This window comes from Kitasatospora sp. NPDC048722 (assembly GCF_040650235.1).
GTDB lineage: Bacteria > Actinomycetota > Actinomycetes > Streptomycetales > Streptomycetaceae > Kitasatospora.
The window spans coordinates 1-19,425 of sequence record NZ_JBEZGX010000019.1 but is presented as its reverse complement, the minus strand read 5'-3'; the positions used below and the strand labels follow the sequence as shown (position 1 = coordinate 19,425).

The 19,425-nt window shown below is 73.8% G+C and carries 17 protein-coding genes; 12 read left to right on the top strand and 5 right to left on the bottom strand.

The window, feature by feature from the left end:
* Nucleotides 1-84: 84 nt before the first annotated feature.
* On the bottom strand, nt 85-1,224 hold the full coding sequence (locus tag AB0C76_RS16215) for a sensor domain-containing protein (protein ID WP_359965177.1): 1,140 nt from the start codon (nt 1,222-1,224) through the stop codon (nt 85-87).
* Nucleotides 1,225-1,644: 420 nt separating this feature from the next.
* Between AB0C76_RS16215 and AB0C76_RS16210 the strand changes: the two genes are divergently transcribed.
* The 11 genes from AB0C76_RS16210 to htpX all read left to right on the top strand — a co-directional run bounded on the left by AB0C76_RS16210 (nt 1,645) and on the right by htpX (nt 12,687).
* Nucleotides 1,645-2,061, top strand: coding sequence for an NADH-quinone oxidoreductase subunit A (locus AB0C76_RS16210; protein ID WP_359964986.1), 417 nt, complete (start codon nt 1,645-1,647; stop codon nt 2,059-2,061).
* On the top strand, nt 2,052-2,705 hold the full coding sequence (locus tag AB0C76_RS16205) for an NADH-quinone oxidoreductase subunit B family protein (RefSeq protein ID WP_359964984.1): 654 nt from the start codon (nt 2,052-2,054) through the stop codon (nt 2,703-2,705). Before AB0C76_RS16210 ends, AB0C76_RS16205 begins: the two co-directional genes overlap by 10 nt.
* Entirely contained in the window at nt 2,702-3,670 is a 969-nt protein-coding gene (locus AB0C76_RS16200) for an NADH-quinone oxidoreductase subunit C (RefSeq protein ID WP_359964982.1), read from the top strand. Before AB0C76_RS16205 ends, AB0C76_RS16200 begins: the two co-directional genes overlap by 4 nt.
* Before the next feature lie 2 nt (nt 3,671-3,672).
* Nucleotides 3,673-4,626 (top strand): NADH-quinone oxidoreductase subunit NuoH, encoded by a 954-nt coding sequence (gene nuoH, locus AB0C76_RS16195; protein ID WP_359965176.1) that lies wholly within the window; start codon nt 3,673-3,675, stop codon nt 4,624-4,626.
* A gap of 73 nt (nt 4,627-4,699) precedes the next feature.
* Entirely contained in the window at nt 4,700-5,263 is a 564-nt protein-coding gene (locus tag AB0C76_RS16190; RefSeq protein WP_359964980.1) for an NADH-quinone oxidoreductase subunit I, read from the top strand.
* A complete protein-coding gene (locus tag AB0C76_RS16185) occupies nt 5,260-5,952 on the top strand; it encodes an NADH-quinone oxidoreductase subunit J (RefSeq protein WP_359964978.1) in 693 nt (230 codons plus the stop codon). Before AB0C76_RS16190 ends, AB0C76_RS16185 begins: the two co-directional genes overlap by 4 nt.
* Nucleotides 5,952-6,323 (top strand): NADH-quinone oxidoreductase subunit NuoK, encoded by a 372-nt coding sequence (gene nuoK, locus AB0C76_RS16180; protein ID WP_329930390.1) that lies wholly within the window; start codon nt 5,952-5,954, stop codon nt 6,321-6,323. The genes AB0C76_RS16185 and nuoK overlap by 1 nt, the downstream gene beginning before the upstream one ends.
* Nucleotides 6,320-8,386: an NADH-quinone oxidoreductase subunit L gene (locus AB0C76_RS16175; protein WP_359964976.1), complete on the top strand. Its 2,067-nt coding sequence runs from the start codon at nt 6,320-6,322 to the stop codon at nt 8,384-8,386. Before nuoK ends, AB0C76_RS16175 begins: the two co-directional genes overlap by 4 nt.
* Before the next feature lie 56 nt (nt 8,387-8,442).
* A complete protein-coding gene (locus tag AB0C76_RS16170; RefSeq protein WP_359964974.1) occupies nt 8,443-10,047 on the top strand; it encodes an NADH-quinone oxidoreductase subunit M in 1,605 nt (534 codons plus the stop codon).
* 1 nt (nt 10,048) lies between these two features.
* Complete coding sequence (locus AB0C76_RS16165; protein WP_359964972.1) at nt 10,049-11,674, top strand: NADH-quinone oxidoreductase subunit N; 1,626 nt, start codon at nt 10,049-10,051, stop codon at nt 11,672-11,674.
* 149 nt (nt 11,675-11,823) lie between these two features.
* The gene (gene htpX / locus AB0C76_RS16160; protein ID WP_359964970.1) at nt 11,824-12,687 is read left to right on the top strand and encodes a zinc metalloprotease HtpX; all 864 of its coding nucleotides are present in this window, start codon (nt 11,824-11,826) and stop codon (nt 12,685-12,687) included.
* Between the two features lie 475 nt (nt 12,688-13,162).
* Here the strand turns inward: htpX and AB0C76_RS16155 are convergent, their stop codons facing one another.
* The 4 genes from AB0C76_RS16155 to AB0C76_RS16140 are packed head-to-tail and all read right to left on the bottom strand — an operon-like array spanning nt 13,163 to nt 18,537.
* Complete coding sequence (locus AB0C76_RS16155; RefSeq protein WP_359964968.1) at nt 13,163-14,278, bottom strand: MerR family transcriptional regulator; 1,116 nt, start codon at nt 14,276-14,278, stop codon at nt 13,163-13,165.
* A gap of 34 nt (nt 14,279-14,312) precedes the next feature.
* Nucleotides 14,313-15,197 (bottom strand): RNA polymerase sigma-70 factor, encoded by an 885-nt coding sequence (locus AB0C76_RS16150; protein ID WP_359964966.1) that lies wholly within the window; start codon nt 15,195-15,197, stop codon nt 14,313-14,315.
* 20 nt (nt 15,198-15,217) lie between these two features.
* Complete coding sequence (locus AB0C76_RS16145; protein WP_359964964.1) at nt 15,218-15,403, bottom strand: hypothetical protein; 186 nt, start codon at nt 15,401-15,403, stop codon at nt 15,218-15,220.
* Nucleotides 15,400-18,537 carry an SNF2-related protein gene (locus AB0C76_RS16140; RefSeq protein ID WP_359964962.1) on the bottom strand — a complete coding sequence of 1,046 codons (3,138 nt, stop codon included), beginning with the start codon at nt 18,535-18,537 and terminating at the stop codon, nt 15,400-15,402. Before AB0C76_RS16140 ends, AB0C76_RS16145 begins: the two co-directional genes overlap by 4 nt.
* A gap of 173 nt (nt 18,538-18,710) precedes the next feature.
* Here AB0C76_RS16140 and AB0C76_RS16135 point away from each other — a divergent pair, with 173 nt between their 5' ends.
* Entirely contained in the window at nt 18,711-19,325 is a 615-nt protein-coding gene (locus tag AB0C76_RS16135) for a YceI family protein (protein WP_359964960.1), read from the top strand.
* The last annotated feature ends 100 nt before the right edge of the window (nt 19,326-19,425 follow it).

Genomic DNA, 19,425 nt, shown 5'->3' with positions numbered 1-19,425 from the left:
CGGTCCGGCCGCGCCGCACCGGAGCGGCGCCGGCGCCCCGTCACTGCCTCGGCGGGGCGCCGGCGCCTTCGTGTGCCCGGGCGCTCAGTGGCGGGCGGCCCGGGTCCGCCAGGGCAGCTCGACGGTGACGGTGGTCGGGCCGCCCTCCGGGCTCTCCACCAGGAACACCCCGTCCACGGCCTGGACCCGCTCGGCCAGCCCGGCCAGGCCGCCACCCGGGTAGGCGGCCGCGCCGCCCCGGCCGTCGTCCTGGACCAGCAGCATCAGCTGGTCGTCCGAGCGCCAGACCTCCACCGAGGCGCTCCGCGCGCCGGAGTGCTTGGAGACGTTCGTCAGCAGCTCGCTGACCGTGAAGTAGGCGATGCCCTCGACCGCCGAGTCCGGGCGCTCGGCCACGCCGTCGGGGCCGCGCAGCTCGACGTTCACCCGGACCCCGCCGGGAACGGTGCAGCGGGCGGCCACCGAGGACAGCGCCGCGTCCAGGCCGCGGTCGGTGAGCACCGCCGGGTGGATGCCGCGGGCCAGGTCGCGCAGCTCCTTCAGGGCCAGCTTCACCTCGCCGTGCGCGTTGTCGACCATCGACGCCGCGGCGGCCATGTCCGCCGGGGTCTCCACCTCGCGCAGTCGTTCCTTGGCCATGCCGAGGTCCATCGCCAGCGCGACCAGGCGGGCCTGGGCGCCGTCGTGCAGGTCGCGCTCGATCCGGCGCAGGTCGGCGGCGGCGGTGTCGACCACCGTGCCGCGGTCCTCCTCCAGCTCGCGCACCCGCTCGGACAGGGCGCCGGGGAACAGCAGCGCCTCGACCAGGATCCGGTCCACCGCCGCCTCGGCGCGGATCACCCAGGGCAGCACCGGCCACAGCACGACGATGCTGACCAGGGTGACGGCGAAGCTCAGCACGCCCCACGGCAGCAGCAGCACGTTGTACAGCGCCGAGCGCCAGTTGAGCAGGTCGGTCAGGTTGGCGATGGCGAAGCCGGTGACGCCCGGGCGGCGCCGGACCACCGGCTCCGGCTCGCTGATCGCCGAACCGTGCGCCGACCGCGCCCGGCGCCGGGCCAGCGCGCCCAGACCGCGGCAGCCGGCCAGCCCGGCGGCCAGCAGCGGCAGTCCGATCACCGTCACGGACAGCCCGAGGCCGACCGACAGCATCACCGCGGTGAAGACGAACCCGCCGATGCCCAGCGGCAGGTTCAGCATCAACTGCCCGGCCTGTCGCCACATCCGGGCGCCGTACAGCGGGCCGCGCTCCGTCCGCGCGTCCTGCTCCTTGACGGCCGCCACGGCGTGCCGGGTCAGGGGCTTCATCAGGATCCACCCTCCCTCTCGCTCTAGAGGTCCAAGCTTCCCGAACGCGGGGCGGGTGGTGCCATGGGGGTGATGCATCTCCTGGGCCGGGGGTTATCCCCACCTCCACCCGCCCCTCCCCGCCCCTCTTTGCCCCTCCCCGGAGGACTCCGGACGCCTCCGGGCGGTACGGGGGTGTCCACCGGTTGTCCACATGATGTCTTGCGGAGCGGGCTGGGTTCGGGTGGAGCGGAGCCGTCCCCTTAGACTCACGCATTGGCCATGGTTATGACCGTGTAAAGAAGCGACGTAGAACTGCCTTGAGGGGCGGTTCACGGCCGAGTGGAGGGCGAAGGCATGGAGTGGCAGCAAGCGGCTGCCGTCGCGGCCGACCCGGCGGTCGGCAGCGGCTACTTCGACGCGTACGCCGCGATGGGACTGCTCGCCGTCATCGGCGTGCTGTTCGTGACCGTCGCGTTCACCGCCAACCGGCTGCTGCGTCCGGTGGTGTACTCGCCGGAGAAGCTCCTGGCCTACGAGTGCGGCGTGGACCCGGTGGGCGAGGACTGGGCGCACACCCAGATCCGCTACTACGTGTACGCCTTCCTGTACGTGATCTTCGCGGTCGACGCGATCTACCTGTTCCCGTGGGCGACCGTGTTCGCCACCGCCGGGTACGGGGCCGGGACGCTGATCGAGATGTTCCTCTTCATCGGCTTCCTCGCGGTCGGGCTGCTCTACGCCTGGAAGAAGGGCGTTCTGGAATGGACGTGACGCACAACCACTCGCACGCCGCGTCGGGCGGACCGGTCCCGCTCGGCCTCCCGGACCCGTCGCGCCCCGGCGCCGTCGAGCGCCGGAGCATCGGCCCGCTGGCCCGGCTCGCGCCGGACCCGGTCAAGGTCGTGCTCAACTGGGGCCGCCGCTACAGCCTCTGGTGCTTCAACTTCGGGCTGGCCTGCTGCGCGATCGAGTTCATCGCGGCGTCCATGGCCAAGCACGACTTCATCCGGATGGGTGTCATCCCGTTCGCGCCCGGCCCCCGGCAGGCCGATCTGATGATCGTCTCGGGGACGGTGACGGACAAGATGGCGCCCGCCGTCAAGCGCCTCTACGAGCAGATGCCCGAGCCGAAGTACGTCATCTCCTTCGGCGCCTGCTCCAACTCCGGCGGTCCGTACTGGGACTCGTACTCGGTGACCAAGGGCGTCGACCAGATCATCCCGGTCGACGTCTACGTGCCCGGCTGCCCGCCGCGGCCCGAGGCGCTGCTCCAGGGCATCCTCAAGCTGCAGGAGAAGATCGCCGCCGAGTCGCTGCCCGGCCGCTACGCCGCGCCCGCGTCGGCTCTGCGGCGTCCGCTGGTGGCGGGGCCCGCGCGGTCTTCGGGCTCTTCGGCCGATGGAGGGGTTTCGTGACCACGGCAGAGCAGTACGCGGCGTCGGTCGGGCAGTGGGCGACCGGCGCCGAGGCGTACGGGCTGATCACCGTCGACGTGCCCGCCGAGCACTGGATCGAGGCGCTCACCGCCGCCCGCGACGGGCTCGGCCTGGGCTTCTTCGACTGGCTGAGCGCCGTCGACGAGCTCGCCGACGGCTTCTCCGTGGTCGCCCACCTGGCCTCCGCCGAGGGACACGCGGTGCGCCACCTCGCGCTGCGCACCCGGGTGCCGCGGGACAGGCCCGCCCTGCCGACGGCCGTGTCGGTGTACGCCGGTGCCGCGTGGCACGAGCGCGAGACCCACGAGATGTTCGGCATCGACTTCCCCGGGCACCCGCACCTCGTCACCCTGCTGCTGCCGGACGGCTTCGAGGGGCACCCGCTGCGCAAGGAGTTCGTGCTCGCGGCCCGCGTCGCCAAGGCCTGGCCGGGCGCCAAGGAGCCGGGCGAGTCCGACCACGGCGACGGGCCGGCGCGGCGCAAGATGCAGCCGGTCGGCGTACCGGACCCGAACGAGTGGGGCCCGCTCAAGGGCACCCTGCCGCCGGTCGCCGAGCGGCCCGCGCGGGGTGCGCGGGCGGCGGGCGCGGCGGCGCGCACACCGCGGGCCGCCGCCGCTGCCGGTGCCGCCGGTGAGGCTCCGGCGGTGCGGGCGGACCGGCCGCGGCGGACCCGGTCGGTGTCGGACGGGTCGGTCAGCCAGCCCGTCGAAGAGCCCGGGGCCGGTGCGCCGAAGGCCGCCGACGAGCCCAGGGCCGAGCGACCCGTCCCCGCGCGGACGCAGTCGTCGGACGCGCCCTGGCACAACCCGGTGCCCGCCCACGACGCGAAGCCTGCCGAGGAGCCTGCCGAGGAGCCGGCGGCGGAACCCGCCGAGGCCCCGGCGGAGAAGAAGGACGACCCGTCGGCCCGCCCGGCCGGCCAGGACGGAGACGGCGCGTGAACCTGCTCGACACGGTGCTGCGCTGCGTCGCCACACTCGTCGTCTTCCTCACCGTCCCGCTGATCATCGGCCAGACGGAGCACAAGGTCATGGCGCACATGCAGGGCCGGCTCGGCCCGATGTACGCCGGCGGTTTCCACGGCTGGGCGCAGCTCGTCGCCGACGGCGTGAAGTTCGCGCAGAAGGAGGACATCGTCCCCGCCGGGGCGGACCGCCGGATCTTCCAGCTGGCGCCCGCCGTCTCGCTGCTGCCGTACCTCTTCGTGCTGCTGGCGATCCCGGTCGGCCCGGACGGCTTCGTCGGCCAGGCGGTCGACGCCGGGCTGTTCTTCGTGCTGGCCGTGGTGGGCGTCGGCGTGATCGGCAAGCTGATGGCCGGCTGGGCCTCGGCGAACAAGTTCTCGCTGCTCGGCGGCCTGCGCACGGCCGCCCAGCTGATGTCCTACGAGCTGCCGATGGTGCTGGCGGCGGCCTCGGTGGCGATGGCCGCCGGCACGCTGTCGCTGCCCGGGATCGTGGACTCCTGGCAGTGGTACTGGCTCCCGTGGCAGCTCATCGGCGCGTTCGTGTTCTTCACGGCCGGTCTGGCCGAGCTCCAGCGTCCGCCGTTCGACATGCCGGTGGCCGACTCGGAGATCATCTTCGGCGCGTACACCGAGTACACCGGCCTGCGCTTCGCGCTGTTCCTGCTCTCCGAGTACGTGGGCATCCTCGTGGTGTCCGGGCTGACCGCCGTGCTGTTCCTCGGCGGCTGGCACGGCCCGATGCCGGACCAGCTCGGCTGGCTCTGGACCCTGCTGAAGACCTTCGCGCTGGCCTTCGTGGTGATCTGGCTGCGGGTGACGTACCCGCGCCTGCGCGAGGACCAGCTGATGCGCTTCGCGTGGACCGTGCTGATCCCGCTCGCCCTCGTCCAGCTCGCCCTCACCGGCATCATCAAGGTGGCGATCTCATGAGTGAACGAAGTGAGCGAATCATCAACAGGTGTGTACGGGCGAACGCCCCTGGCGAGCGAAGCGAGGCGGGCGCATGAGTTTCCCGGGCGCCGGCCTCGCCAAGGGCCTGGCCGTGACCCTGCGGACGATGACGAAGAAGACCGTCACGGCGCAGTACCCCGACGTGCAGCCGGTGCTGCCGCCGCGCTCGCGCGGCGTCATCGCCCTGCTGGAGGAGAACTGCACGGTGTGCATGCTCTGTGCGCGCGAGTGCCCGGACTGGTGCATCTACATCGACTCCCACAAGGAGACGCTGCCGGCCGCCGACCCGAACGCGCGCGCCCGCACCCGCAACGTGCTGGACCGCTTCGCGATCGACTTCTCGCTCTGCATGTACTGCGGGATCTGCATCGAGGTGTGCCCGTTCGACGCGCTGTTCTGGTCGCCGGAGTTCGAGTACGCCGAGACGGACATCCTGGAGCTGACCCACGAACGGGACCGGCTCCGCGAGTGGATGTGGACCGTCCCGGCGCCGCCCGCGCTCGACCCGGCGGCTGAGGAGCCGAAGGAGATCGCCACCGCGCGCAAGGCGGCGGACAAGCTGGCCGCGGCCGCCGCGGCGGCCGTCGCCTCCGAGGAGAAGGGTGAGACCGAGTGACTGCTCTTGCCCTGCTCGCGGCGGCCGGCCCGCTGGAGCCGGCCTCCCGTTCGTTCCTGTCGCCGACCGGCGTGGAGATCGTCTTCCTCCTGGTCGGCATCACCGTGCTCGGCTCGGCCGTCGTCGCCGTGAGCACCAAGCAGCTGGTGCACGCCGCGCTGTGGCTGGTGGTCTCGCTGGGCGGGCTCGCGATCGAGTTCCTGCTGCTCACCGCCGAGTTCATCGCCTGGGTGCAGGTGCTGATCTACCTCGGCTCGGTGGTCGTCCTGGTGCTGTTCGGGCTGATGCTCACGAAGGCGCCGATCGGGCGCTCGCCGGACGCCGACTCGAAGAACCGCTGGGTCGCCCTGGCGGTCGCGCTGGCCTCCGCCGGGACGCTCGTGACGCTGGTCGTCGACGCCTTCCGCACCTCCTGGATCGACCTCGGAGGGGGCGGCGGTTCGGCCGCCGTCACCGGGGCGAGCCTGTTCCGCACGTGGGTGCTGCCCTTCGAGGCGCTGTCCGTGCTGCTGCTGGCGGCGCTCGTCGGCGCGATCGTGCTGTCGCGCGGTGCGAAGCGCCGGGTGCCGCCGCCGCGGGCCGGCCGGCTGCGCACCGGGCGGCCGGTCGGGTCCAACGGGACCGTCGCCGCGACCGCTCCGCGCACCGCTCCGGAGGCCGCCGCCCCGCTCGTGACGGAGGAGAGCTGATGCACCTCGCCTACCCCGTCGTCCTCGCCGCGCTGCTGTTCAGCGTCGGCGTGTACGGCGTGCTCGCCCGGCGCAACGCCGTCCTCGTCCTGATCTCCGTCGAGCTGATGCTCAACGCCGTCAACCTGAACCTCGTCGCCTTCGACGCCTGGCTGCGCGACTCCCTGCACGCCGGCCAGGCGCTGACGCTGTTCACCATCACGATCGCCGCCGCCGAGATCGGCCTCGGGCTCGCCATCGTCCTGCTGCTGTTCCGGGCCAGGGGCACCGCGGACATCGACCGGGCCACCGCGCTCGGCGACCCGGCCGAGACGCTCGCCGAGGAGGCGCCGGCCGGCGCCGGGGCGCTGAAGGGCCAGGCCACCGCATGAACCTCGCCCTGCCCGTCCTCGTCCCCGCGCTGCCCGCGCTCGGTGCCGCCGCCACCCTGGCCGCCGGGAAGAAGGCGCCCGGCCTGGCCCGGCCGCTCGCCATCGTGCCGGTCGCCGCCTCGGCCGTGCTCGCCCTCGTGGTCGCGCTCCAGCTCGGCACCGGCCAGGCGCTCGACGCCGCCACCCGGCTCACCCCGACCGGCGGCCCGGACATCGCGCTCGCCGTCCACCTGGACGGCTACAGCTCGCTGATCTCCGTGCTGGTCGGTCTGGTCGCCACGTGCGTCCAGGTCTACTCGACCGCGTACCTGAAGGAGGACCCGCGCTACCCCTCGTACGCGGCGCTGGTCTCGCTCTTCACCGCGGCGATGTTCCTCGTCGTGTACTCGGGAGACCTGATCGTGCTGCTGGTCGGCTGGGAGGTCATGGGCATCTGCTCGTACTTCCTGATCGGCCACCACTGGGAGACCGCGGACGCCCGCTCGGCCTCGCTGAAGGCCTTCCTGGTCACCAAGCTCGGCGACGTGCCGTTCCTGTTCGGGATCTTCATGCTCGGCGCCGACGCCCACAGCTTCCGGATCCAGGACGTGCTGGCCGCCGCCACCGACGGGAAGCTCGGGCACCCGACGCTGATCGCGCTGCTGCTGCTCGCCGGCGTCGCCGGCAAGAGCGCGCAGTTCCCGCTGCACACCTGGCTCCCGGACGCGATGGCCGGCCCGACGCCGGTCTCCGCGCTGATCCACGCCGCCACCATGGTCGCGGCCGGCATCTACCTCGTCGCCCGGCTGCTGCCGGTGTTCCTGCTCTCGGGCGCGGCGCTCGTCGTGCTCGCCGTCATGGCCGCCGTGACGATGATCGGCTCGGCGCTGTGCGCACTGGCGCAGGACGACCTCAAGCGGGTGCTCGCCTACTCGACCGTCGGCCAGCTCGGCTACATGGCCGGGGCGCTGGCCAGCGGCGACCGCGAGGCCTCGGTGTTCCACCTGGTCAGCCACGGCGCCTTCAAGGCGCTGCTGTTCCTGGCCGCAGGCGTGGTGATCCACGCCGCGCACACCAACTCGATCTCCGCGATGTCCCGGATCCCCGGGCTGCGCAAGCGGGTGCCGGACGCCTACTGGACGATGGGCATCGGCCTGGTCGCGCTGATCGGGCTGCCGCCGTTCTCCGGCTTCTTCAGCAAGGACGCGGTCCTCAGCGCCGCCGAGCACGCCGCCAACGGCGAGGCGATGACCAACGGCCTCGGCCCCGCCTCGGCCGTGCCGCAGGCCGCCGGGTGGATCGTGCTGGTCTCGGCGGCGCTGACCGCGCTGCTCACCGCCGCCTACGCCACCCGGCTCTTCCTGCTCGCGTTCCACAGCCCGGCGGGTGCCGCCGCGGTGGCACCCGAGGTGGTGGCCCCCGCCGCCGCCGACCGGGCCACCGTCGTGGCCGACCACGAGGCCGGCGCGCCGTACTCGCCCGAGCTCGACGAGGCCGACCCGGCCACAGCCGAGCCGCACGCGATGCGCTGGCCGCTGTGGGTGCTGGCCGTCCCGACCATGACCTTCGGCATCGCCGGGGTGCGCTCCGACTGGCTGCCCGCCCTGCTCGACGGCGGCTCGCTGCGCCCCTCCGGCGTCACCGCCGTCACCAGCACCGGGCTCGCCGTGGCCGGCGCGCTGCTGGCGTACGGCGCCTGGCGTTCGGCCACCGCCCGGCTCGGTGCGGGCCGTCCCGCCCCGGCCCCGGTCGGCCGGGTGCCCGAACAGGCCGGGGCCCCGGCCGTCGAGGTGATCGTCGCCGACCCCGGGCGCACCCTGCTCGGCCCGCTGTTCGGCCCGGCCCGGCACGGCTTCGGCGTCGACCGGCTCTACACCGCACTGTTCGTCCGCCCGGTGATTGCCGCGGCCCGGCTGGTCCGCTTCCTCGACCGCGAGGTCGTCGAGGGCTACGTGCAGGGCAGCGGGATCGGTGCCAACCTGCTCGGCCGGGCCGTCCGGCTCGCGCAGACCGGCAACGTGCAGACCTACCTCAGCGCGCTGCTCGCCGGCGTCGTCCTGCTGACCGTCCTGGTGGCGGTGTAGCGGATGCCGTTCCCCGTCCTGTCCCTCCCCCCGACCGTCGCACGTAGGAGTCCCCGATGAACGCGGTCCTCATCGCCCTCCTGGTGCTGCCGCTGCTCGGTGCAGCCCTCACCCTGGCGCCGGTGTTCGGTCCGGACGCGGGCGTCGCCGACCGGCGCGCGCTGCGGCTGAACTCGGTGCTCACCGGCGCGGTGCTGCTGCTCAGCCTCGTCCTGGCGGCCGGGTTCGACCGCGGCGAGCCCGCCCGGATGCAGGCCACCACGGACGTGTCCTGGATCCCCGCGATCCACGTGCGCTTCCACCTCGGTGTGGACGGCATCTCGCTGCCGCTGATCGTGCTCACCGCGCTGCTCACCTTCCTCTGCGCGCTGTACTCGGAGAAGCGGCTGCCGGGCGGGGACAACGTGCCGTCGGCGCGGGCGTTCGTCGGGCTGTTCCTCCTCCTCGAAGTCGGCATGCTCGCCACCTTCGCGGTGCTGGACCTCGTCCTCTTCTTCATGGCCTTCGAGATCGTGCTGATCCCGATGTACTTCCTGATCGCCCGCTGGGGGAGCGGCGCGAAGGTGCCGGCGGCCAACAGGTTCATCCTGTACACGGTGCTCGGCTCGGCCGTGATGCTGCTCGGCTTCCTGCTGATCGGCAGCAAGGCGGGCACCTTCGACATGCAGGCCCTCGCCGCCGGGCACGGCCGCGGCCTGAGCCACACGACCCAGGTGACCGCCGCACTGGCGATCATGATCGGGCTCGCGGTCAAGGCCCCGGCCTGGCCGCTGCACAGCTGGCTCCCCGACGCGCACACCGCCGCCCCGACGGTCGGCTCGGTGCTGCTCGCCGGCGTGCTGCTGAAGATGGGCACCTACGGTCTCGTCCGCGTCCTCCTCCCGGTCGTGCCCGACGGCACCACGACGCTCGCCCCCTACCTGGGCGCGTTCGCCGCCGTCGGCATCGTCTACGGCTCGCTGGCCTGCCTCGCGCTCGCCCTCCCGTCGCCCGCCACCACCCTTCTGCCGAAGAGCTTCGCGCCCTCCGGTTCGGGCTCCAAGGGCGACCTCAAGCGCCTCGTCGCGTACTCCTCCGTCGGCCACATGGGCTTCGTCCTGCTGGGCATCGCCTCCCTCACCCAGGCCGGCGTGAACGGCGCGCTGTTCGCCAACATCGCGCACGGTCTGATCACCGGCCTGCTGTTCTTCCTCGTCGGAGCGCTCAAGGACCGCTACGGCACAGCGGACCTCGACACCCTGTCCGGCGCCACCGGCGCCGCCCTCTACGGCCGCGCGCCGCGGATCGGGGCCCTGCTCGCCTTCGCCGCCGTCGCCAGCCTCGGCCTTCCCGGGCTGGCCGGCTTCTGGGGCGAGCTGCTCGCCATGTTCGGCGCGTTCGACCCGGCGGCGGGCCTGTCCCGCCCGGCCTTCGTCACCTACATGGTCCTGGCCGGCCTCGGCACCCTCCTCACCGCCGCGTACCTGCTGATCGTCGTCAAGCGCGTCTGCATGGGCGACCCCGAGCAGCCCGCACCGGTGGCCGAGCTCGCCGACCTGCGCCCGTACGAGGCCGTCAGCTGGACGCCGCTGGCCGCCCTCACCCTGCTCGCCGGCCTCTGGCCCGCGCTCCTGCTCGGCCTCTCCGACCCAGCCGTCAAGCACCTCCTCGGAGGTGGCTGACATGCTCGGAGCCCGGCTCGCCGAACTCGGACCTCACTCCACGGGGCAGCACACTGTGACCTCCCTCGCCGTACCCAACGCGGGCAGCCTGATCCAGTCCGTGGACTGGGTCGCGATCGCGCCGCCGCTGATCGCCGCCGTGGCCGCCCTCGTGGTGCTGGTCGCCGACCTCTTCCTGCCCGAGCGCCACAAGAAGTGGCTCGGCCGCCTCACCGCGGCCGGACTCGCCCTCGCGCTCATCTCGCTCCTCCCCCTCGCCGGGGGATCACCCCGGGCGACGTTCTGTGCGCAGAACGTAGCAGGGGCGACTGACAACGCGGGCTGCTCGTACGTCGCGGACCACTTCGCCCTGGTGTTCCAGCTGCTCGCCCTCGGCGGCGCGCTGATCGCCGCGCTGCTGTCCGCCCACACCGTGGAGAGCGAGAAGCTGCCCGGCGGCGAGTACTGGTTCCTGCTGCTCTCCAGCGCCACCGGCGCCGCCCTGCTGCCCGCCTCCCGCGACCTCGCCACCATGGTGATCGCCCTGGAGGTCGCCTCGCTGCCCGCCTTCGCGCTGGTCGCGCTGCGCCGGGACGGCCGGGGCGCCGAGGCCGCGCTGAAGTTCTTCGTCTCCTCCGTCACGGCGACGGCCGTGATGCTGCTCGGCGTCTCCTTCGTCTACGCGGCCAGCGGCAGCCTGCACCTCGGGGCCATCGCCGAGGGTCTGGAGCACGCCCCCGCTCAGCTCAAGCCGCTGGCCGAGGCGGGCGCCGTCCTGACCCTCGTCGGCTTCGCCTTCAAGGTGGCCGCCGTCCCGTTCCACTTCTGGGTGCCCGACACCTACACCGGCGCGCCGCTCCCCGTCGCCGGCTACCTGTCGGTCGTCGGCAAGGCGGCCGGCCTCTCCGGTCTGGCGCTCGCCACCACGGTGGCGTTCCGCCCGTACGCCCACACGTGGGGCCTGGTGCTCGCGGTGCTCGCCGCCGTCACCATGACCGTCGGCAACGTCGGCGCGCTGCGCCAGCGCTTCGACACCCGCTACAGCGCGGTCCGGCTGCTCGCCTGGTCCTCCGTCGGCCAGGCCGGGTACCTGCTGGTGCCGCTCGCCGCCGCCGGCTACGCGCCCACGGCCGCCGACCCGCTGGGCGCCACCGCCGCGTACGCGCTGATCTACGGCGTCGTGAACCTCGGTGCGTTCGGCGTGGTCGCGGCGGTCGGCCGACGGGCCGGCACCAGTGTGGACGACTTCCGCGGGCTGTTCGCGCGGAGCCGCTGGACGGCGCTCGCCCTGGCCTTCTTCCTGCTCTGCCTGGCCGGGCTGCCGCCGGGCGTGATCGGGCTCTTCGGCAAGGTCGTGGTGTTCCGGGCGGCCGTCGACGCCGGGCTGGGCTGGCTGGCCGTCGTCATGGCCGTCAACGTCGTCGTCGCGCTGTACTACTACCTGCTCTGGACGGCCCGGTTGTTCGCTCCGGTGGCGGCGGGCGAGGGCGGCACCGAGGGCGGCACCGAGGCCGGCAGCGAGGCCGGCGTCGAGCGTCGGCTCCCGCTGAGTCTGACGGCGACGCTGGGGCTCACCGCTTCGGTCGCCGTGGTGTTGTCGGTCGCTCCGCAGCTCGTCCTCCAGGTGGCGGGTGGCAGCCTGTTCTGACCCGCCGGTGGGCGGGCACTCGGGGGTGAGGGTGGTGCCACCTCTGTCGGCTGTGTCACAAGGGAACAAGGTCCCGGGCCCCGCCCGTTGACCGGGCAAGAGGGACGAGGCAGAAAGGGCTTCCCCACCGCGCCATTGGAGGGCCTGACGTGCACCGCCGGCACAACGGACTGAGGACCGCCGTCCTGCTCGGCGGCCTCTCGGCGCTGATCCTGGTGATCGGCAGCTTCTTCGGCCGGAGCGGCCTCGTGATCGCCCTGCTGGTCGCCGTCGGGACCAACGCCTACGCGTACTGGAACAGCGACAAGCTCGCGCTGCGGGCCATGCGGGCCCGGCCGGTCAGCGAGATCGAGGCGCCGCGGCTCTACCGGATCGTCCGGGAGCTCTCCACCTCCGCCCGCCAGCCGATGCCCCGGCTCTACATCTCGCCCACCCCCGCCCCCAACGCCTTCGCCACCGGCCGCAACCCGCGCAACGCGGCGGTCTGCTGCACGGACGGCATCCTGCAGCTGCTCGACGAGCGCGAGCTCCGGGGGGTGCTCGGCCACGAGCTCAGCCACGTCTACAACCGGGACATCCTGATCTCGTCGGTCGCCGGGGCGCTCGCCTCGGTGGTGATGTTCCTGGTGAACTTCGCCTGGCTGGTCCCCTTCGGACGCAGCGAGGACGACGACGGGCCGGGCCTGTTCGGGATGCTCGCGATCATGATCCTCGGACCGCTGGCGGCCGGGCTGATCCAGCTCGCGGTCAGCCGCTCCCGCGAGTACCAGGCCGACGCGGACGGTGCTCGCATCACGGGGGACCCGCTGGCGCTGGCGAGTGCGCTGCGGAAGCTGGACGCCGGTACGCGTCGGCTGCCCCTGCCGCCGGAGCCTCAGCTGCAGACGGCGAGCCACATGATGATCGCCAGTCCGTTCCGGCCGGGTGAGGCCGGGGCGCGGTTGTTCTCGACGCATCCGCCGATGGGGGAGCGGATCGCTCGGCTCGAGCGGATGGCGGGGTATCGGGGCTGAAGGTTCCGCTGCGCGGGGCTTGGGGTGCGGGGCTTGGGGTGGGGGGGGTGGGCTTTCGGGTGGGTGGGTGACGCCGGGGGCGGCTCCGGGGGTGGCCGCTCCGGGGGCTGGATGATTTTCCGACTGCCGACTCTGTGGGTGGGGTGTTCTCGCCGTTGGCAGTCTGAAAATCACCCGTCACGCCCCTCTCCGCGGCCACCCCCTCCGCCACCCCCTCCCGCAGCGCACCCTCTCGCTGGGGTGGGTTCGGGGGAGGAGGGTGGTTGAGGTGGCTGGGAGGGGAGGGGGGAGGGGGGTGGGGGTGGGGGATGGTCTGGGTGGGGGTGGGGGGCGTACCTGCGGTTGTGGCGCTCCGTGAGGATCGTGCCGGCCTCGTCGGTGGGCGCCGCTTCCGCCGGCAGGCTGCCGTGGCAGGCGAGGTGGGCGACCTGTGGGGTCCCATGGTGGCGAGGCCGGGCGGCGTCGGATCGTTTGATCACTCGGTGGATCGCACGAGTTCGGGCACCCGGATCGGCATCAGCATGGAGAAGGTGCCGTCGCGGCCGGGGGTGCGGATCGCCAGCGGAGCGATGGGGCCGCCGAGTTCGAGGACCAGTTGGTCGGGGCGGCCGGCGTCCAGGGCCTCCAGGAGGAAGTTCCGGTTGACCGCCACTCGGACTTCGCCGGGGGTGGGGGCGGCGTCGGCCGGGGGCACTGCGAGTCGGCCGTCCGGGGTGACGGCGAGGACGGTGACTGCGCAGTCCGCGCCGTTCGGCCCGGACGGAAGGGTGCGGGTGACGCCGGACTCGACGGCTCCGCGCAGGTCGGCGGCGGGCACGTCGACGCGGTGGAGCGGGTCCAGGCGGGTCAGTGCGCGGTAGTCGGGGTAGTCGAGGTCGGGGACCGCGCCCTCGATCCGGTGACCGCCCGTCTCGGCGCGCACGAGGCCGCTGCCGAGGGTGAGTTCGGCCTCGGCAGCGCCGGTGAGCAGGGCGCGCAGGGCGTCCGCCAGGGCCGTCGGGACGATCGTGCCGGCCTGCGGCACGGTGTCGGGGGCCGCCGGCAGGGGCACCTCGGCGAGCGCCATCCGGTAGCGGTCGGTGGCCACCAGGCGCAGCGCGGCGCCGTCCACCTCGAACAGGACCCCGGCGAGGACCGGGAGTTCGGGGTCGGCGCAGACGGCGAAGCGGACCGCGTCCAGGGCGGCGGCCAGCGCGGGGGCCGGGACGGTGAGCCGGAGCTCGGCGGGGGCGGCGGTCATCGGGTTCTCCCTCTGGTCGATCAGCGTGCGGATCAGGGAGAGTTCGCGGCGGGCGTCGGCGAGGCCGTCCTCCAGGCGGCGCAGGTGCGCGTCGACGACGCGGTGGGCCGCGCCGGAGCCGGGGGCCGCGCCGAGCACGGCGCGGATCCCCGCCAGCGGCAGGCCGACGCGGCGCAGCCGGGCGAGCAGGCGGGCGTCGGCGAGTTGCCGGGGCCCGTACCAGCGGTAGCCGGTCTGCGGGTCGACGTGAGCGGGGGCGAGCACGTCGGCGCCGTCGTAGTAGCGCAGGGTGCCGACGCCCAGGCCGGTGGCGCGGGCCAGTTCGCCGATGCTGTGCAGGTCGCTCTCCATGCCGGTCACTGTGGTTCCTCGACCAGGTGGAGGGTCAAGGATTGAGACGGGCGAGCTTGTGGGGGTTGCGGACGGTCCGCATGGCGGCGATGAGGGGTGCGCCGTCGGGGCCCTCGGCGAACTCGAAGACCGTGACGGAGTCGACGCGGTCGCCCACCGTGAGCAGCAGGCCGGGCTGGCCGTTGACGAGGGCGGGGCGGGCGGTGGCTTCGCCGAGCTGCTTGAGGACGCCGAGGACGAAGCGGGCGACGTTGTCGGCGCCGGTGACGGGGCGCAGTGCGGCGCGCACGACGCCGCCGCCGTCGGTCCACGAGGTGACGTCGGGGGCGAGCAGTTGCAGCATCCGGTTGAGGTCGCCGCCCACGCAGGCCGCGAGGAACTCGTCGGTGGCCCGGCGGCGAAGGTCCGCGGGGGCGTCGTAGCGGGGCCGGCCGGCCTGGACGTGCGCCCTGGCCCGGCTGCCGACCTGGCGGCAGGCCGTCTCGCTGCGGTCGAGGGCCTCGCCGATCTCCTTGTAGGAGAAGCCGAAGACCTCCTTGAGTACGAAGACGGCCCGTTCCAGCGGGGAGAGGCTCTCCAGCAGCACCATCACCGCGAGCGAGACGGTCTCGGCGCGTTCGACGCCCTCGGTCGCGGCCGGCTCGCCGACGAGCGGTTCGGGCAGCCACGGGCCGACGTAGGACTCGCGGCGGACGGCGGCCGAGTCGAGCCGGTTGAGCGCGAGGTTGGTGACCGTCCGGGCGAGGTAGCCGGCCGGGTTGGCGACCGGGCCGGTGACCTGGCTCCAGCGCAGCCAGGTGTCCTGGACCAGGTCCTCGGCGTCGGCGACGCTGCCGAGCATCCGGTAGGCGATGCCGAAGATCATCCGCCGGTGGGCTTCGAAGTCGGCGAGGCCGGGGTGTTCGAGGGTGTCGGTCACCTTCGCAGGGTAGCCGCCGGTCAGGCGCGGAACGCGTCGTAGGCCGGGGCCAGCACGGCGGCGAGGTCGCGTCCGCGCACGGTGATGCCGGACGGGCCGAGGCGGCGGAGGGACGGTTCGCCCTCGTCCGGCTGTTCCTCCGCGCGCAGGGTGAAGTCGCCGCGCCAGTAGGCGGCGACGTTCACGACGGTGTCGTGTTCGGTCATGCGTCCTCCTCTGCCACCGCGTCGTCGCGAGTGAGCTCGACCAGTTCGCGCAGCGCGTCGGCGGGCAGGTCGGTGAGCCAGTGCTCGCCCTCCCCCACCACCGTGTCGGCCAGCGCGCGCTTGGCGGTGAGGAGTTCGTCGATCCGCTCCTCGACCGTGCCGACGCACACCAGCCGGCGCACCTGGACGTCGCGGCGCTGGCCGATCCGGAACGCGCGGTCGGTGGCCTGCTCCTCGACCGCCGGGTTCCACCAGCGGTCGAGGTGGATCACCTGGTTGGCGGCGGTCAGGTTGAGCCCGGTGCCGCCGGCCCGCAGGGAGAGGATGAACACCCTCGGCCCGTCCTGGGATTGGAAGCGTTCGACGAGTTCCTCGCGGCGGGCCCGGGAGAGTCCGCCGTGCAGGTAGAGCACCTCCTCGCCGAGCCGCCGGGCCAGGTACGGGCGGAGCATCGCACCGAACTCGGCGTACTGGGTGAAGACCAGGGTGCGGTCCCCCTCGGCGAGGGCCTCTTCGAGGAGCTCGGCCAGCCGGGCGACCTTGCCCGAGCGCTCGCCCAACGCCGAACCGTCGTGCAGAAGTTGGGCCGGGTGGTTGCACACCTGTTTGAGCTTGCCGATCGCGGCGAGCACCGTGCCGCGGCGCTCCACGCCCCGGATGCCCTCGACCCGGTGCAGCAGGTCGGCCACCACCGCCTGGTAGAGGCCGGCCTGCTCGGCGGTGAGGTTGCACCAGACGGTCATCTCCTGCTTGGCGGGCAGGTCGGCCGCCACCGCCGGGTCGGTCTTGAGCCGGCGCAGGACGAACGGGCTCGTGCGGCGCCGGAGTTCGGCGGTGCGGTCGGGGCTGCGGTGCAGTTCCACGGGGATCGCGTAGCGCTCCTTGAAGCGCTCGGCCGAGCCGAGCAGCCCGGGGTTGGCGAAGTCCAGGACGGTGTGCAGCTCGGACAGCCGGTTCTCCACCGGGGTGCCGGTCAGGGCGATCCGGTGCACGGCGACGGGCAGGGCGCGGATCGCGCGGGCCTGGGCGGTGCCGGCGTTCTTGACGTGCTGGGCCTCGTCGGCCACGACCCGGCGCCAGCGGACCTTCCGCAGGGCGGCGAGGTCGCGCTGGACCAGTCCGTAGGTGGTGATGACGAGGTCCACTGCAGCGACGGCGGCGACGAGTTCGTCCGCGCCGAGGCGGCCGGAGCCGTGGTGGACGTGGGTGCGCAGGCCGGGGGCGAAACGCTCGGTCTCGCGCTGCCAGTTCCCGACGAGGGACATCGGGCAGACCAGCAGGGTGGGGGCCGTCGCACCGTCCGCCTGCTCGGAGGCCAGCAGGGCGAGGGTCTGGACGGTCTTGCCGAGGCCCATGTCGTCGGCGAGGACGGCGCCCAGGCCGAGCCCGGCCATGGCCCGCAGCCAGGCCAACCCCCGCTCCTGGTAGGGGCGGAGGGTCGCGCGGAAGTCCGGCGGGAGCGTGGGGACCGGGGCGGCGACGGTGCGCCCGGCGAGCAGGTCACCCAATGGGCCGTCGGCCCGGACGGCGGTGACCGGCAGGCCGGCGACCGTGGCCTCGGGGTCGAGCGCCATCCGCAGCACCTGCCCCGTGGCGACGGCGGGGTCCCGCCGGTGGTCGAGGAAGGCGAGCGCGGCGGCGATCTGCGCCGGGTCGGCCTCCAGCCAGGTGCCCCGCACCCGGACCAGCCCCTGCTTGGCGGCGGCCAGTTCGGCGAGCTCCCGCTCGCTGAGCGGATCGCCGTCCAGGCCGAGCGCCGCCTGCCACTGGAACGCGACGACGGCGTCCCGGTCCACCTGGCTCGTGACGGCGAGCGAGCCGGGCGCGGGCGGGGTGGTGACCCGCAGGGCGAGGCCCAGCCGGGGTTTGCGGCGCCACCAGGCCGGGAGCAGCACGCCGAACCCGCTCTCGGCGAGGGCGGGCGCCGCGGTGCGCAGGAAGTCCAGGGCCCCGTCGCGGTCGAGCGGGAGGGCCGACGGGCGGGAGCGGTGGCGCAGCCCGTCCAGCTCCGGCCAACGATGGGCGGCGCGGGCGAGTTCGGCGGCCAGGACGCCGGCCGGGTCGTCGGTCTTGCGGGTGAGCGCGGCGCGGGCGGCGCCGCCCTCGTGCAGGTCGGCGGCGCGGACCAGCAGGGACGGCTCGTCGACGGCCTGGAGCAGGAACTCCACCTGCCAGGCGTCGTCGGACGGACGGCCCTCGGGGTCGCCGTCGTCCGGGCCGAGCGGCTCCAGCAGGCGGAAGCAGAGCCGCAGGGCGGGGTCGGTGGGTTCGGCGGCGGCGTACCAGGCGGAGAGCCGGCCGTGCAGGTCGGCCAGGTCGTCCGGGTCCGCGGTGAAGGCGGCGTCCGGGGCGGCGAGGGCCGTCAGCCACTGCTCGGCCGCGCCCGTCGGAGCGTCGCCGCCGCGCAGGAGCGGGGGTGCGACGGCGAGGGCGGACCTCACCTCGGCATCGACGAGGGCGCTCAGCGCGGCGTCGACCAGCTCTTCCCCCGTGACGCCGGCGGGCGGCCACTCCCCCAGGGCCACCGGCGGGCAGCCGGCGGCGAGGGCGGCGGCCTCACGGCGGCCGTCGGGGGTGAGGTCCGCACGCCAGCGGGCCTGCGGGGCGCCGCCCGCCAGGAGCTGCGGCAGCACCCGGCCGCCGCCGACCGTCCGCCAGGCGAGGTCGTGCACGCCGGAGAGCCAGCGCAGCGACGGCCCGTAGACGACGTCGGCGCGCCCGACGCCGGACAGCTCGGTGCCGGTCACGGCCCACCGCGGGTCGAAGACCTCGCCCAGCAGCTGGGCCGCCGCCCCGGCGTCGAACAGCAGCGCGGGCACCCGCCACGGCGCGAGCACCGCCGCGCCGCGCACGGGGGTGGCCGGCAGGTCGGGGGACGGCGCGGGCAGGGAGGCGACGGTCGGCAGCAGCAGCGTGGCCCAGCGCTCGGGCGCCTGGCCGGCGAGCCAGCCGAGGCCCGGGCCGATCCCGCCGAGCACGGCGGCCACCTCGGCGGCGGGGCTGGCGTAGGGGTGGGCGCGCGGGGCCGTCCGCGCCGGCGCCTCCACGGCCTTCGCCGCCGGGTGGCGGCGGGCGTCCTCGGCCCAGAGCGCCAGCCTGCCATCCGCGCGCCAGAGCGCGTGCAGGACGAACATGGGCGGGCCTCTCTGGGGTGGCGGAGCTGCTCGTGGATCGACCGGGTCGCCCTGGAAGCCTAATCGCGGCCACCGACACGGCGAAGTGGTTGAAGTTTGAACGAGATGGGTCTATGGTGGTCCCAGAAAGAAGTTGAAGCCTAAACAAATGGCTTCGAACCCGAGGAGGAGCCATGGGCCTGTTCAACCGCACCAAGACCGCCGCCACGACCGCCACCGCCGTCGCCGAGGCCCCGACCGGGCCGGACCTCGCCCACCTGACCGGCGACTGGACGGTCGACACCACGCACAGCGAGGTCGGCTTCTCGGTGCGCCACGCGATGGTGACCAACGTCAAGGGCCGCTTCACCGACTACGACGGCAAGCTGCACCTCGACGGCACCGTGCCCGGCAACTCCAGCGCCGAACTGGTGATCAAGGTCGCCAGCATCGACACCAACCAGGCCCAGCGCGACGAGCACCTGCGCACCGGCGACTTCTTCGCCGTCGACGCCCACCCCGAGATCCGCTTCCGCAGCACCTCCGCCGAGCGCCTGCGCGGCGACTCCTACCGGATGACCGGCGACCTCACGATCAAGGGCACCACCCGCCCGATCGTCCTCGACCTCGACTACACCGGCAGCGCCACCGACGCCTACGGCGCCGAGCGGGTCGGCTTCGAGGGCACCGCCGTCGTCGACCGCACCGAGTTCGGCCTGACCTACAACGCGGCGCTGGAGACCGGCGGCGTGCTGATCGGTGAGAAGGTCAAGCTCAGCTTCGACATCTCCGCCGTGAAGGCCGCCTGACCCGGTCGCGCGGCCGCCTACCGCGCGGCCGCCGACCGGCCCACCTCGGTGCTGGTGCTCGGGGCGGCCCGGGACTTCTACTCCAACGGCATCCACCTCA

What these genes read in the sequence shown, in the direction of transcription:
- AB0C76_RS16135 (WP_359964960.1), top strand. Translation starts at nt 18,711, where the DNA reads ATGGGCCTGTTCAACCGCACCAAGACCGCCGCCACGACCGCCACCGCC.
- AB0C76_RS16190 (WP_359964980.1), top strand. Translation starts at nt 4,700, where the DNA reads ATGAGTTTCCCGGGCGCCGGCCTCGCCAAGGGCCTGGCCGTGACCCTG.
- AB0C76_RS16205 (WP_359964984.1), top strand. Translation starts at nt 2,052, where the DNA reads ATGGACGTGACGCACAACCACTCGCACGCCGCGTCGGGCGGACCGGTC.
- nuoK (WP_329930390.1), top strand. Translation starts at nt 5,952, where the DNA reads ATGCACCTCGCCTACCCCGTCGTCCTCGCCGCGCTGCTGTTCAGCGTC.
- AB0C76_RS16170 (WP_359964974.1), top strand. Translation starts at nt 8,443, where the DNA reads ATGAACGCGGTCCTCATCGCCCTCCTGGTGCTGCCGCTGCTCGGTGCA.
- AB0C76_RS16175 (WP_359964976.1), top strand. Translation starts at nt 6,320, where the DNA reads ATGAACCTCGCCCTGCCCGTCCTCGTCCCCGCGCTGCCCGCGCTCGGT.
- AB0C76_RS16140 (WP_359964962.1), bottom strand. Translation starts at nt 18,537, where the DNA reads ATGTTCGTCCTGCACGCGCTCTGGCGCGCGGATGGCAGGCTGGCGCTC.
- AB0C76_RS16215 (WP_359965177.1), bottom strand. Translation starts at nt 1,224, where the DNA reads ATGTGGCGACAGGCCGGGCAGTTGATGCTGAACCTGCCGCTGGGCATC.
- AB0C76_RS16165 (WP_359964972.1), top strand. Translation starts at nt 10,049, where the DNA reads ATGCTCGGAGCCCGGCTCGCCGAACTCGGACCTCACTCCACGGGGCAG.
- AB0C76_RS16155 (WP_359964968.1), bottom strand. Translation starts at nt 14,278, where the DNA reads ATGGAGAGCGACCTGCACAGCATCGGCGAACTGGCCCGCGCCACCGGC.
- AB0C76_RS16145 (WP_359964964.1), bottom strand. Translation starts at nt 15,403, where the DNA reads ATGACCGAACACGACACCGTCGTGAACGTCGCCGCCTACTGGCGCGGC.
- AB0C76_RS16210 (WP_359964986.1), top strand. Translation starts at nt 1,645, where the DNA reads ATGGAGTGGCAGCAAGCGGCTGCCGTCGCGGCCGACCCGGCGGTCGGC.